The sequence below is a fragment of the Nostoc sp. 'Peltigera membranacea cyanobiont' 232 genome, assembly GCF_002245985.1.
Taxonomy (GTDB): Bacteria; Cyanobacteriota; Cyanobacteriia; order Cyanobacteriales; family Nostocaceae; genus Nostoc.
The window spans coordinates 1-13,991 of the sequence record NZ_NOLK01000191.1; the positions used below are offsets into that span (position 1 = coordinate 1).

Annotated in this window: 10 protein-coding genes and 1 pseudogene; 7 read left to right on the forward strand and 4 right to left on the reverse strand. The window is 42.5% G+C overall.

The window, feature by feature from the left end:
* The first annotated feature begins 149 nt into the window (after positions 1 to 149).
* Both gyrB and rpoD read left to right on the forward strand, forming a co-directional pair.
* Positions 150 to 2,087, forward strand: a complete 1,938-nt coding sequence (gene gyrB, locus CDG79_RS34960) for a DNA topoisomerase (ATP-hydrolyzing) subunit B (RefSeq protein WP_094346203.1) — start codon at positions 150 to 152, stop codon at positions 2,085 to 2,087.
* Between the two features lie 1,811 nt (positions 2,088 to 3,898).
* Complete coding sequence (gene rpoD, locus CDG79_RS34970) at positions 3,899 to 5,068, forward strand: RNA polymerase sigma factor RpoD (RefSeq protein ID WP_094346204.1); 1,170 nt, start codon at positions 3,899 to 3,901, stop codon at positions 5,066 to 5,068.
* 139 nt (positions 5,069 to 5,207) lie between these two features.
* On the opposite strand, the gene CDG79_RS34975 is transcribed toward rpoD, so the two are convergent.
* The 3 genes from CDG79_RS34975 to gyrA all read right to left on the reverse strand — a co-directional run bounded on the left by CDG79_RS34975 (position 5,208) and on the right by gyrA (position 8,667).
* Positions 5,208 to 5,393 carry a chlorophyll a/b-binding protein gene (locus CDG79_RS34975; RefSeq protein ID WP_094332805.1) on the reverse strand — a complete coding sequence of 62 codons (186 nt, stop codon included), beginning with the start codon at positions 5,391 to 5,393 and terminating at the stop codon, positions 5,208 to 5,210.
* A gap of 307 nt (positions 5,394 to 5,700) precedes the next feature.
* Positions 5,701 to 6,114 (reverse strand): GNAT family N-acetyltransferase, encoded by a 414-nt coding sequence (locus CDG79_RS34980; RefSeq protein ID WP_317616641.1) that lies wholly within the window; start codon positions 6,112 to 6,114, stop codon positions 5,701 to 5,703.
* Between the two features lie 60 nt (positions 6,115 to 6,174).
* Positions 6,175 to 8,667: a DNA gyrase subunit A gene (gene gyrA / locus CDG79_RS34985; RefSeq protein WP_094346206.1), complete on the reverse strand. Its 2,493-nt coding sequence runs from the start codon at positions 8,665 to 8,667 to the stop codon at positions 6,175 to 6,177.
* Positions 8,668 to 8,993: 326 nt separating this feature from the next.
* On the opposite strand from gyrA, the gene CDG79_RS34990 reads away from it, so the two are divergent.
* A complete protein-coding gene (locus tag CDG79_RS34990; protein ID WP_094332808.1) occupies positions 8,994 to 9,398 on the forward strand; it encodes a response regulator in 405 nt (134 codons plus the stop codon).
* A gap of 434 nt (positions 9,399 to 9,832) precedes the next feature.
* On the opposite strand, the gene CDG79_RS34995 is transcribed toward CDG79_RS34990, so the two are convergent.
* The gene (locus tag CDG79_RS34995) at positions 9,833 to 10,720 is read right to left on the reverse strand and encodes a tetratricopeptide repeat protein (RefSeq protein ID WP_094332809.1); all 888 of its coding nucleotides are present in this window, start codon (positions 10,718 to 10,720) and stop codon (positions 9,833 to 9,835) included.
* A 145-nt stretch (positions 10,721 to 10,865) separates the two neighbouring features.
* Between CDG79_RS34995 and CDG79_RS35000 the strand changes: the two genes are divergently transcribed.
* From CDG79_RS35000 to CDG79_RS35015, 4 genes and pseudogenes are all read left to right on the forward strand, one after another.
* Positions 10,866 to 11,504, forward strand: coding sequence for a TetR/AcrR family transcriptional regulator (locus CDG79_RS35000; RefSeq protein ID WP_094346207.1), 639 nt, complete (start codon positions 10,866 to 10,868; stop codon positions 11,502 to 11,504).
* Positions 11,505 to 11,929: 425 nt separating this feature from the next.
* Positions 11,930 to 12,484 (forward strand): hypothetical protein, encoded by a 555-nt coding sequence (locus tag CDG79_RS35005; protein WP_094346208.1) that lies wholly within the window; start codon positions 11,930 to 11,932, stop codon positions 12,482 to 12,484.
* Positions 12,485 to 12,586: 102 nt separating this feature from the next.
* Positions 12,587 to 13,870 (forward strand): annotated as a pseudogene (locus tag CDG79_RS35010) (HlyD family secretion protein); the annotation flags it as partial.
* 5 nt (positions 13,871 to 13,875) lie between these two features.
* Positions 13,876 to 13,991, forward strand: a 116-nt coding sequence (locus tag CDG79_RS35015; RefSeq protein WP_143855669.1) for an ATP-binding cassette domain-containing protein, incomplete at its 3' end; no start/stop codon positions are given.

Below are 13,991 nucleotides of genomic sequence, written 5' to 3' on the forward strand. Positions count from 1 at the left end.
CCCCTCTTCCACGGTAGTGCAACCCTAGTATAAACTTCTCTTGAAAAAGCCCTACAGACGCTAGCAAGGCTTTTGTGCTACAATTTTGGAGTGTTTTTGCTTTTAATTAATTTTAGGCGAGTTTAACCCCACGCATCAGGAGAGTTTACATGACGAGCAGTTACAGTGCCGATCAGATTCAAGTTCTGGAAGGTCTGGAAGCCGTCCGCAAAAGACCAGGAATGTACATCGGTACCACTGGGCCGCGAGGACTCCACCATTTAGTTTACGAGGTGGTGGACAATTCAATCGATGAGGCTTTGGCGGGTCATTGCACTCATATAGAAGTGGATATCAACGCTGATGGTTCTGTGACTGTAACAGATGATGGTCGCGGTATTCCCGTTGATACTCACTCGCGCACTGGTAAATCAGCTTTAGAAACCGTGATGACTGTACTACACGCTGGTGGTAAGTTTGGCGGCGGTGGCTATAAGGTTTCTGGAGGATTGCACGGGGTTGGTATTTCTGTTGTTAATGCCCTATCTGAGGTTGTAGAAGTTACAGTTTGGCGAGATAAAAAGGTTTATCTCCAACGCTATGAACGCGGTATCCCAGTTACTGAACTGCAAGCAAAGCCTTACAAAGAAGCTAGAACTGGAACTTCTGTCACCTTCAAGCCAGATACCCAAATCTTTACAACTAGCATTGAGTTTGATTACATCACTTTATCAGGTCGCCTACGCGAATTGGCGTATCTAAATGCAGGTGTCAAAATTACCTTTACTGACCACCGTCTGGAGTTACTAAAAAGCGATACACCGAAGGTAGAATCGTACAATTACAAGGGTGGCATTAAAGAATATATCGCGTACATGAACCGCGAGAAGCAACCTCTGCATGAAGAAATTATCTATGTACAGGGCGAACGCAACAACGTACAAGTGGAAGTTTCTTTGCAATGGTGTACTGATGCTTATACGGATAATGTACTAGGTTTTGCTAACAATATTCGTACTGTGGATGGTGGTACGCACTTAGAAGGCTTGAAGGCAGTTCTAACTCGGACATTAAATGCGATCGCACGTAAGCGCAATAAAATTAAAGAGAATGAAACTAACCTCAGTGGCGAACACGTCCGGGAAGGTTTGACTGCGGTAATTTCCGTTAAAGTCCCAGATCCAGAATTTGAAGGACAAACCAAGACCAAACTCGGTAACACTGAAGTGCGGGGGATTGTCGATTCTTTGGTGGGAGAAGTCCTCACCGAATATCTAGAATTTCATCCGGCGATCGCAGATTCAATTTTAGATAAAGCTATCCAAGCTTTCAAAGCCGCAGAAGCAGCCCGTCATGCGCGGGAATTAGTTCGGCGCAAATCTGTACTAGAATCTTCGCCATTACCCGGTAAATTGGCAGATTGTAGTTCTCGCGATCCTAGCGAATCTGAGATATTCATCGTCGAAGGCGACTCAGCCGGCGGAAGTGCCAAACAAGGACGCGATCGCCGCACTCAAGCTATTTTGCCTCTACGTGGTAAAATCCTCAACATTGAAAAAACCGATGACGCTAAAATTTATAAAAATAACGAAGTTCAATCGTTAATTACAGCCCTCGGTCTAGGTGTCAAAGGTGATGAATTCGATTCTACCCAACTGCGTTATCACCGCATAGTTATTATGACGGATGCTGACGTAGATGGAGCGCACATCCGTACTTTGCTGTTAACATTCTTCTATCGATATCAACGGGCACTCATCGAACAAGGCTTTATTTATATTGCTTGTCCTCCACTGTTTAAAGTCGAACGGGGACGTAATCATGAGTACTGCTATAGCGATCGCGAAAAAAATCAAGCGATCGCCAAATTCCCCGCTAACGCCAACTACACCATCCAACGCTTCAAAGGTTTGGGTGAAATGATGCCCCAACAACTCTGGGACACCACCATGAACCCAGAAACCCGCAAAATGAAGCAAGTTGAAATTGAGGATGCTGCTGAAGCCGATCGCATCTTCACAATTTTAATGGGCGATCGCGTCGCACCTAGACGAGAATTTATCGAAACTTATGGTTCTAAACTCAACTTCACTGATTTAGATATTTAAGATCAATTCCCTAGCACTACTTAAATAATTTGTGACATTGGTAATGAGCGATCCGTTTTCACCCATTACCTTTTTTATATCCGAAATTGCTATAAAAATACTTCTTTTGGCTGATGACAAACTAAGGAATCTATAAATATTGTATCCACTCTGCGGTTTCTTATTCCCTAGCTCTTAGGTGAATTCTAAGTTAAGTAGAACGACTTGAAAAAAAAACTATGTAAAGTAATGTAACTTTAGCGAAAATCAGTTCGTAGCAAGGACTTTAGTCCTGATTTGAGAACTTTAGTTCTCACTACAAACCTTTAATTATTTACCCTGTTCTACTTAGTGGAAAATCATATAATTTGCTTATTGTCAATATTTTACAAAAATTCAATATTTAAGTGTTAGTAAAACTACCAATTTTATTGGAAAGTTAGTCAAGACAAAACTCTTTGCACTGACTAGTACAGTTCGGCGGAAATCAGCCACCCATTTGAAATGTCTAAAACCCTTACACAATAGTAATTACGAATTATCGAACGCGTAGCGTTTCGTAGAGAAGCAGTACTAGCTAATTAATTTTGTCTACCAACTAGAAACACATTTGTTATCCTTTAATAAAATAACTGAATATCATCTATCAAACAGCAATTAATAGGTATCTTGGGGATTTCTCATCATAAGATGACAGAAACTTACCGAAATAAAAGTATTTAAATTTACAATTCTTTTACGCAAAAAAGCTTTGTAACTAAAATCATTAGGTAATCTTCTTGATTCTCTCGGTTTGGGGTAATGGCTACTGAAAGCACACACCATCTGGCTGAAAACTTGTTAATATCTTCATATACTGCCGTGGCGATCGCTATTGTATCGTATGTATCTAATGAACTTTTGCCTAAAATAGGACTATACTAGCGAGTTCACAGGACAAATTGTTTTTGAATTGATTAAAATATCCTTGTATACAATAAGAAGAGTTTGTCAAGTTTCATAGGGCTGAAATCGCCACAGTGCGCTAACGTGTGAATAAGGCTGAATTAGTTAAACCTAAATTGATCTACTATCAGGTCAATTCTGCCAAAGCCTCAACTCCTCAGTTAAGGTAATTAGTAAGCAGACGGTTAACTGCTTTAAGGCAAGCACCACCACCCTGGTTGTATTTACCCAATCGAAAGACTAGCTTTAATCTCAGGAATGCGTAATTTATGAAGGAAATGTAAAAATGGGTAGATTAAGACTTCTCATCTGAGTTAACATAAAATGCACTATTTCTAAGTAGTTAGTGTTGTGTAAAATACATAGAACCGGGCAGGAGCAAGCATACTTACCTTGTAATGTAATAAGAGCGTCACTACAATTCCGAAAAGTTGAGAAAAATTTAAGGGTATAACTCCCGTTTTTAATGTCTTTTTGGTAATAGTGGCTAACAATTGCTGTGAGAGTTCATGATTAATACACAAAAAGAGTGCAATTTCTGTGAAACAGGCTACAATCGGAAGAGTCTTTATAGGAAAATCTGCCAACAGTCTGAACTCATTAGTATAGAGTGGCAAATTTTTTTAGAAAGACGAGTATTTTTTTTGACCAGTTAGTTGAAAGCAGTATGTGATAGCAACACATATAACATTTACTAAGGTGAGCAAATCACTTTTATAGATGGCTTAAACTAAACTAAAAAACCTCCAACAGGAGGTGTAAAATGTCCGAAAATATTTCTGGCAAATCTGCCAAAAAACTTATTTTCGGTTGACAATTGGCTCGTTTAAAAGAGCAGTAAACACATCTTGAGTAATTGATTCTGCAAGGAGCATGAGGAACGCGGCATGAACCAGGCTAACAACGTACTCGAAAGCATATATCAGCCTGACCTAGAAATAATGAATCAGCCTGAGCTCGAGTTAGAAGAACTCTTAATAGATGATGAAGAGGACTTGCTTATCATCGATGAAGGTGACGATGAATTTTTAGAGCCTCAGACTGATGAGGACGACGCAAAGTCTGGAAAAGCCGCTAAATCGCGTCGTCGGACACAAAGCAAGAAAAAGCATTACACAGAAGATTCCATTCGGCTTTACTTGCAAGAAATTGGTAGAATTCGGCTGTTGCGGGCAGACGAAGAAATCGAATTGGCGCGGAAAATCGCCGATTTGCTGGAATTAGAGAGAGTGCGGGAAAGACTCTCAGAACAATTGGATCGCGATCCTCGAGATAGTGAATGGGCAGAAGCAGTCCAACTGCCCTTACCAGCTTTTCGTTATCGCCTGCATGTTGGTCGCAGAGCGAAAGATAAGATGGTGCAATCTAACCTCCGTCTTGTGGTTTCAATTGCCAAGAAGTACATGAATCGTGGTTTGTCGTTCCAAGACTTAATTCAGGAAGGCAGTCTCGGTTTGATTCGTGCCGCTGAAAAGTTTGACCACGAAAAAGGCTATAAGTTCTCCACTTATGCTACATGGTGGATTCGTCAAGCAATTACCCGCGCGATCGCAGATCAATCCCGTACAATTCGTCTTCCAGTTCACCTTTACGAAACCATCTCTCGGATTAAGAAAACTACCAAGTTGCTATCTCAAGAAATGGGTCGCAAACCCACCGAAGAAGAAATCGCTACTCGGATGGAAATGACCATTGAGAAGTTGCGGTTTATTGCTAAATCCGCCCAGTTGCCTATTTCACTAGAAACGCCTATTGGTAAAGAAGAAGATTCTCGATTGGGCGATTTTATTGAATCCGATGGTGAGACACCAGAAGACCAAGTATCCAAAAATCTTCTGCGCGAAGACTTGGAAAAAGTCCTCGACAGTCTCAGCCCCCGCGAACGCGATGTCCTCAGACTACGTTACGGCTTGGATGATGGTCGGATGAAGACCCTTGAGGAAATCGGACAGATTTTCAACGTTACCCGCGAACGGATTCGTCAAATTGAGGCGAAGGCACTTCGTAAGTTACGCCACCCCAATCGTAACAGCGTTCTCAAGGAATATATTCGGTAGTTATTAATCATTAGTCATTGGTCATTAGTAAATAAACAAATGACAAATGACAACTGACAAATGACAAACAAATAAAAAACCTGGTAGTGAATTAGCACTCCAGGTTTTTTTATTTATAGGTCATCTTAGATATTAAAACTTACAGGATGCCCCAAAAATGTAGGAAGCCTTGACCAGAGAAAACTTCAACCAAAATGGCTGCTGAAAAGCCAATCATTGCCAAACGACCGTTCCAAACTTCTGCTTGTGGGGTAAAGCCCCAGCGCCAAGCGTTGCGATCTTCAATTACAGGAGTAGTTACTTTTGTTGTGCTTACGTTTGTCATGGTTCGGACTCCAAACTTAATTTTTAAGGTTTATTGCCTTATGTAAACTAATATAACAAATATTTTTAGAAAGGCAACATGTTTTATACTTTTGTTTCCATACCTTGACATAAATGGATATAGCTATTTATACATATTAAAACATCAACCTTCAGTGAGATTTACTGAGGGAGAAGAAATGTTATCCAGATTTTTAGCCTTATAAACAATATAACTTTATTGAGACTAATTATCAAATAATTTATGTGAATTCCTTTATCTAGATAGATGTTATTATTTTAAATGAAAAATATATTGATAATTTAAGTCAGTAGTAGACAATTTCCATTTCTTTTGAAGTCAAGACAAAACCAAACTTCTCATACATAGGTTTACCATCCTCAGTGGCGTGAAGCCAGAGGCGTTTTGCTTCAGTTGCTCTCACAAAGCTGATAATTTCCTTTAACAATGCTGTAGCAATTCCCAGTCCTCGCCACATCGGAATTGTATACACGTTCATAATGTAGGCTTCTAAGCCTGAGAGATTGCCGTTGTAAGGGGGTCGTTGAAAAAATACTAAGCCGCTAGTGGCGACAATTTGACTATCCACTTCAGCTACCCAAGCTAAAAACTCACCTGACGGCATTTTTTCGTCAAGATATTTTCGAGTTGCGTCCGCTAGATTTGCGGTGTCAGAGTCACCTTTAATTTCGCCAACCTCGCGCAGGAGTTCGAGACGCAGTTAGATTAGCGCCTCTAAATCCTGCAAGTTGGCTTGTCGCAAGTTGAACATCACTCTGATTTACGATCGCACTTCCGCAACAGTAATGATTTTTTCATCGCGGTTGAGTTGGATAATACTTTCACCTTTCACATCTCTACCTAAAATCGGCACGGTTTCCACAGGTATTCGCACCACCCGCTCTTTATTCGTCACTAAAGCGACCTCGGCAGATGCGATCGCTATAACCATACCAGCTAAATTATCAGTTTTGCTAGCAAATTTCAGCGTTTGCGTCCCTAAATCGCCGCGATTAGCCGCTCTTAAGTGACTTGCAGCCATCCGCTTGGCATATCCTTCTTGAGTAACTAGCAGCAGTTGGTCATCTTTGCCGACAGTGACACAGCCAACCATTTGCTGATTTTTCAATAGTCGAAATGCTTGTAAACCCATTGCTGCGCGACCCATAACGGGTAATTGTTCATCATTGGCTACAAAGCGCAACACTCGCCCACCGGAACTAGCTAAAATTAGATGCGCTCCTGGAGCGGTGAATTGGGTAAATGACAATTCATCATCGTCTTTGAGCTTCAAAATCGTGATTCCGCGCCGCGTCAAGTTAGTGAATTCTCCCAAAGACAGACGCTTAATTCTTCCCTGTTTTGTTAAGAGAATCATCTGCTGAGTTTCGAGATTGTCCGGTAGTACAAAGCGGCTAACCACAGCTTCTTGAGCGCCTTGAGCAGTATTACTGAGCATAGTAATCAAAGGTTTTCCCCGTGGAGAACGACCAGTTGTTGGGGGAATTTCTCCCACATTCACAGGGTAGACTTTGCCGCCACCAGTTAGGATTAGTAAATCTTTTTGGGTGTCAGTCAACACAGTTTGGATAATGAAGTCATTATCATGCAGACCATTTTCAGCTTTTGACTTTCTCCCAGATGGTTGGGTGCGACGGACATAACCCCGTTGGGTAAATTCTAAAATTGCTTCTTCTGCCGGTTCAGAAGATTTCAGATTTTCCTCTTCCTCCTCTGCTCCTCTGCTCCTCTGCTCCTCTGCCTTAGACTTTTGTTCTTCTCCGATTTTTGTCCGCCGGGGATCGCTGTATTTGCGCTTGAGCGATCGCAATTCTTTTTTCAGCGCCTTGAGTAATTCGCGGCGATCGTTAAGTAATTGTTCTAGCGAACTAATTTGTTCGCTAACTTGCTCAAATTCTTGCTGCAAATTTTGCTGTTCTAAACTGGTGAGGCGGCGCAACGGCATCGCCAAAATTGCATCTCCTTGTACCTCACTCAAATCTAGTTGGCTACAAAGATTTATTTTTGCCGTACTTCCATCGGGAGCTTGCCGTAAAATTTCAATTACCCGATCCAAATTAGATAGGGCTTTAAGTAAACCTTCTACCAAATGCACGCGACTTTGAGCTTTCCCCAACTCGTAATTGTAGCGACGGTTCAGCGTCTCTTCGCGGAAACTCAAAAATTCTTGCAACAGTTGACGCAAACTTAACTGGCGGGGTTGTCCATCCACTATTGCTAAGAGAATTGCCCCAAAGGTCATTTGTAAAGCAGTTTGGTGATACAAATGCTGGAGAACTTCTTGGGGATTGGTATCGCGTTTGAGTTCAATTACGACTCGCATCCCTTCGCGATCGCTCTCATCCCGAAGATCGGAAATTCCTTGCAAACGTCCTTGATTTACTAAGTCCGCTACCTTCTCAATCCAGGCGGCCTTATTCACTTGATAAGGCAATTCTGTAATGATAATTGCCGTCCGTCGCTTGCTTCCTCTAGCAGCTGGAATTTCCTCCAGAGTTGCAACTCCCCGCAGCAAAATTCCACCTTTACCTGTGGTGTATGCTTCCCGAATTCCAGTTTCACCAATTATTTCTCCACCAGTGGGAAAGTCTGGCCCTGGAATTAGCTCGAATAATTTTTCATCTGACAAATCTGGGTTGTCGATTAAAGCGATTAACCCATCCACAACTTCCCCTAAGTTGTGCGGTGGAACATTTGTCGCCATTCCCACAGCAATCCCAGAACAGCCATTGAGCAACAGAAAGGGCAATTGAGCGGGTAAAACCGTTGGTTCTTGCTGGGAATTATCGAAGTTCCCGACAAATTCCACCGTTTCTTCGCCGATTTCTGTCAGCATTCCCTCATGACTGATGGGTGCGAGGCGCGTTTCTGTGTAACGCATCGCCGCCGGCGGGTCATTATCGACGCTGCCAAAGTTCCCGTGTCCAGCTAGCAAAGGATAGCGGCTAGAAAAATCCTGCACTAACCTGACTAAGGCATCGTAAACTGATTGGTCGCCGTGGGGATGGTATTTACCCAACACATCACCCACTACACGGGCACATTTTCGATAGGGTCTATCTGGTACTAAACCGAGTTCGTGCATTGCATATAAAATGCGGCGATGCACTGGTTTTAAGCCATCACGCACGTCTGGTAGCGCTCGCCCGACAATTACGCTCATGGCATATTCGAGATAAGACCGTTGCATCTCGGTGTGCAGGGCTGTTGGAATTACCTGTCCCGTTGAGAGAAGGTTTAACTGTTTTGCCATGAGTTTTTTCCCTGAAATTTAACTACACAAAAGCTGGCGGAACTCAATATTGCAGCAACCACAGCATAACGGATGAAGTGGGATTCCTAACAAAATATTGATAGTCATAAAAGAAAAAGCAGTAGTATCATCCTTGATGACAAGGATGTACATAGACTATTAAAAAGGGAACGGATAGCAAGTGGCTGTTTTAATAGAATGATAATCTGCTGCACACTTAATTTGTATAGACTCCATAGCCAGGATACTTCCCATGACTGCATTTTCTCGTTTGTAATTTTGAATTGCCTAAGCTCCTTACATCTACCTCTATTACTAAAATTCTCATGAAAACTGTTTTAATTGTCGAAGACGATCTAATTAATGCCCGCGTTTTTTCCAAGATTTTGTCCAAGCGCGGCGGCTTAGGAGTGAAACATACTGAAAATGTTGAGGAAGTAATAAAAATTGCCCAATCAGGAGAAGCCGACCTAATTTTGATGGATGTTTCTCTGTCGAGAAGTGTTTACCAAGGTAAATCTGTTGATGGAATCAAGATTACACAAATGTTAAAATCCGATCCAAAAACAGCAAACTTACCTGTTATTTTGGTGACAGCACATGCTATGGAAGGCGATCGCGAGAATTTTCTTAAGCAAAGCGGTGCTGATGGCTACATTTCTAAGCCAGTTGTTGACCATCAACAGTTTGTTGACCAAATCATTGCACTTCTACCCACAGACAACCAGTGAGAATTGACGACTGATTTCAGGAATAATCGCCCGCAAAGGTTTTTGGGCGACTATTTCCCGTCTTTAGTTAGTATAGGTGTACTACGAAAAGGTACTGTTAAGCAAGGGGTAATAGGAAAGTCATGAGTTATGAGTTGAAATATTTAACAGACGCGATTAATCGCGTCTGTTGGGGAACTCCAAAAAATAAATTATCTCAATTTATAGACTTAACACGATCGTTCCTCCCCCAGCTAAGGGACTTCCAATTAAAAAAATATCCAATTTTGTAGGGTGCGTTAGCGACAGCGTAACGCACCGCCAGATATCTCGGTGCGTTACGGCTTTCGCCTAACACACCCTACTGTATATTTTATTTTTTGGAAGTCCCTAAGAGCGGCCTGCCCCCCTATCTACAAAGCAATGGGATATTTTTTTAGTTGGAAGTCCCTTAATTATTGCGTAGGCTGTTGTTTGGGGGCTGATGATGAGTTTTCTCGTTGCTGTAGGGCTGCTTGAATACGGGGTAATTCTAAGAATTTTTTCGTATCAGACAGTAGGCGATCGCCCCAGAGGTTTTCTTTGAGAAAATTCAAATTAGCATAGCGCTGATCGATGCGGAGTGCGGCTTCTCCTAAGCTTAATCCTTGTTGGCGATCGCCTTTAGTGTACAGTGCCACTGCCAAAGCCAACAAAGGTTCTGCGGCTTGTTTATCAAGGGTTACAGCAGATTGCCACCGCTTAATCGCTTCGGGAATATTACCCTGTTCGTAGTTGATTAAGCCAATGTTGTTGAGCGCTGGCCAGAATTTTTTATCTTGAGAGACTGCTTTATCGTACTGTGCGATCGCATCCGGCAATCGACCCAGCAGAAAGTAAGCATTACCCAAGTCAAATAACCCTTCTGGATCGTTGGGTTTTAACTTCAAACCGTCTTGGTAATTGACAACAGCTGCTTGGTAATTTTTCTGCTGAAAATTAGCTGAACCCAAAGCAAACAAAATATCACCATTTTTTGGGTTGAGAGATTGCGCTTTTTTCAAACTAGCGATCGCCCCGTCAAACTCTTTGGTCTGTAGTTGCAATCCACCTAAGAGCAACCATACCTTATCATTCTTCGGAGCTAGTTGACTAGCCAGACGCGCTCGTGGCAAAGCTAATTCAACCTGTTGAAACTGAGCTAGTTGAGCCGCCTCTTGTGCCAGACTCAACCCCTGCTTCTCTAACTTTGTCCCATCTAGTTGCAGTGTATGGGGTATTAATGCCTGCGCGTTAGCGGCTTTTGGCATACTCCACAAACTACAGACCATTAGAAAAGAAATCAAACGAACATGTTTAGGCACATTACCGCCTTTAAGCCACTAATCAAAGAATCTTTCAGCTAGCTTAAACGATCTCCGCTCTTGACGGTAGCAAAATCTTACGTCATTAGCTCTTGACATCCCTATCACTAAGGCAATACATTAATAAGTAACCACTTACTTATTTATGGCTCGCATACCCAGAATCACCAATCAGCAAATATTAGAAGCGGCTCGTCAAGTTTTCCTGCAACATGGATTTGGTGCTTCAACCTTAGAAATTGCTCAACAGGCTGGGATTTCTGAAGCTTCAATTTTCAAGCGATTCTCAACGAAAGAAGAATTATTTTTTGCGGCTATGGGAATTCCAGAAAAACCCCTCTGGGTGAACGAGTTGGAATCTCTTTGTGGCAAAGGCAATCTCAAAGAAAATCTAATCAATATTTGCTTCAAGATAATGGAATTCTATCGTGAGGTGCTGCCTCTGATCGTGATACTGCGATCGCGAGGCAATGCGTTTCCAGAACCTGGAGGTAAAGAACCCAGACCCATACGAGATATCAAAGCACTGACCGCTTTCCTAGAGCATGAAATAAACCAAAATCGCCTTCGCCCTTGCGATCCCCAGACAGTGGCTCATATTTTACTCGGATCGCTGATGAACTACGTTTTCTTAGAACAAATTTCGTCTCAAATCAGTATAGAAACGGCAAATTTACCAATAGAAACTTACTTGAATTCTGAAGATCGTGCCACAGAAATATCGGCATTTCTTCAAAGTTTTGTGGATATTGTTTGGCAAGGAATTGCACCAATACAGGATTGAACGAAGGACTGGGGACTGGGGATTAGGGACTGGGGACTGGGAAAACTTGGATGGGGATTCAGACCACTACCCAAGTTTTGAAAACTCTTCCCAGTCGCCAGTCCCCAGTCCCGGAGCGCCATTCCTCCCCGACAAGATGGGCCGAAGTCGGGGAATCCTGGCGCGACCAGTTAAATTTAATATTTTCATTCATCTCCTATTCCCCATTAAAAAAACTGATGACTTTGGTCATACATAACTTTGGAATTACTTATGACTTTGGTCATACATTGGTTTCAAGTTTTTGAACGATAATTATTATGTATGAATTTATACGATGAGGTGAATATCAAACACCTTGATACCAAAACAAAAGCAACTATTCAAGATTGCTGAATCGGAACCTAAGCCAAATAGAACTTTAATCTAAATAAGGATTTAATTCCATGTTGAAACCAAACCGTATATCGATAGTCTTAGCTGCTGCGGCCCTGATAATTGTTCCCACTCTGTTGACTGCCCCTGCAAGTGCCCAGACGAAAGCCTACTCTGTTGCTCAGAACAATCAAGATCGGGATCGTGACGGCAGACGCGACTCCAGAGAAGATGGAAACCCTGGAGACAGAAGTAATTTGAACCGCGATCGCGACGGCAGACGCAACTATAGAGAAGATGGAAATGGAGACAGAAATAATTGGAACCGCAACGGCAGATCCTATCCTGGAGAAGTCAGAAACTCTAGAGATCGGGATAATTGGAACCGTGACAACCAATCCTATAGCAGAGTAGTCAGACTTGGTAATGGTGATATCAGATATCCCAATGGGCAAATTATTCCTGCTAGATCCATAGCCAGATTGCGTAATCAAGGTTACTTCAGACTTCCCAACGGAGATATTCTTCTTCCCAGTCAGGAAATTGTTCCTGCTGGAAGATTAGTAAGAGTCCGTGATGATTATTTCAGACTTCCTAGTGGGTTAGTACTGCAAATAAACCTTTAAAACACTCTTAACCCAAAATAATTGTCAGTATAAAGGCTACCAGGTTATAGTTTTAGCCTTGAACAACCAGCTTGGTAGCCGTTCCTTATAGACAAAATGGACATGAAAGTTGATACACCAAATACCGTAGATTCATCAGTTTCGCTTCCAGAGATAAAGAAAAAAAAGGGCAGACGAAATTGGCTCTCTTGGCTAATTGCTTTTTGCCTTTTGGGGGGAATTGGCTATGCAGTTTATTATCAAGTAGCCGTTGTTTCCCAGCAACAAGCTAGCCGTCGGGTGCTGACAAGACCTGTACAAAGGCAGAGTTTAACAATCACAGTTTCAGCAAACGGAACGGTAAAGCCTGAGCGATCGATTAATCTCAGCCCGAAAAATTCCGGCATTTTGAAAACACTGCTGGCGAAGGAAGGGGATATCGTCAAACAAGGACAGATTGTCGCTTACATGGATGATTCCAATCTGCGGGGGCAACTCACCTCTGCTCAAGGACAATTGGCACAAGCCGAGGCGAATTTGCAAAAAGCGATCGCAGGTAATCGTCCTCAAGATATTGCTCAAGCACAAGGAGTATTAGACGAAGCTGAGGCGAATTTGCAAAAAGTACAAGCAGGTAATCGCTCTCAAGATATTGGCCAAGCACAGGCACGTTTGCAAAGCGCTCAAGCCACCCTTCGCCAAGGAGAAGACGATTTGGTTCGCAATCAACAGCTTTACAATGCAGGCGGTATCTCCCTTCAGACTCTTAACCAAATCCGTGCCACTCGCGACAGCGCCCAAGCTAGTGTCAATGAAGCACAGCAAGCACTGGGATTACAAAAAGCTGGGTCACGTCCAGAAGACATCGAGCAAGCAAAAGCTGTGGTAAAACAGAGACAGCAAGCTTTGGCACTTTTGAAAGCCGGAACGCGCCAAGAAGACATTAACGCAGCCCGCGCCCAGGTAACATCTGCTCGTGGTTCGCTGCAAAACATCCAAGCCGAAATCAATGACACGATCATTCGTGCCCCTTTTGATGGGGTGGTGACAAAGAAATTTGCCGATCCAGGTGCTTTCGTGACACCCACAACTGCTAGTAGTGAAGTAGCTTCTTCTTCTTCTTCTTCAATCTTATCTCTAGCTTCAACAAATGAAGTTGTCGCAAATTTAGCAGAAACAAATATTTCCAAAATCAGCCTTGGTCAAAAAGTCTCGATTACAGCAGATGCCTACCCAGGAAAAACCTTTGAAGGTAAAGTCAGCCAAATCGCAGCCCAAGCAATAGTAGAGCAAAACGTCACCAGTTTTGAAGTCAGAGTATCACTTTCAGACCCTCAAAGACTACTGCGTTCTGGGATGAATGCGGAAGTAGATTTTCAAGTCGGTCAAGTTGAAAATGTTTTAGTGTTCCAATACTTAAAGGAATTGAACTCTCCATTGAGGAAGGGGAATATGTCTCGATTATGGGTGCATCAGGTTCGGGAAAATCCACGCTCATGAATATTTTGGGATGTCTGGATCGTCCCAC

Bases quoted from the DNA above. Each gene is read 5' to 3' on its own strand.
- gyrB (WP_094346203.1), top strand. From the start codon at position 150: ATGACGAGCAGTTACAGTGCCGATCAGATTCAAGTTCTGGAAGGTCTG.
- rpoD (WP_094346204.1), top strand. From the start codon at position 3,899: ATGAACCAGGCTAACAACGTACTCGAAAGCATATATCAGCCTGACCTA.
- CDG79_RS34975 (WP_094332805.1), bottom strand. From the start codon at position 5,393: ATGACAAACGTAAGCACAACAAAAGTAACTACTCCTGTAATTGAAGAT.
- gyrA (WP_094346206.1), bottom strand. From the start codon at position 8,667: ATGGCAAAACAGTTAAACCTTCTCTCAACGGGACAGGTAATTCCAACA.
- CDG79_RS34990 (WP_094332808.1), top strand. From the start codon at position 8,994: ATGAAAACTGTTTTAATTGTCGAAGACGATCTAATTAATGCCCGCGTT.
- CDG79_RS35000 (WP_094346207.1), top strand. From the start codon at position 10,866: ATGGCTCGCATACCCAGAATCACCAATCAGCAAATATTAGAAGCGGCT.
- CDG79_RS35005 (WP_094346208.1), top strand. From the start codon at position 11,930: ATGTTGAAACCAAACCGTATATCGATAGTCTTAGCTGCTGCGGCCCTG.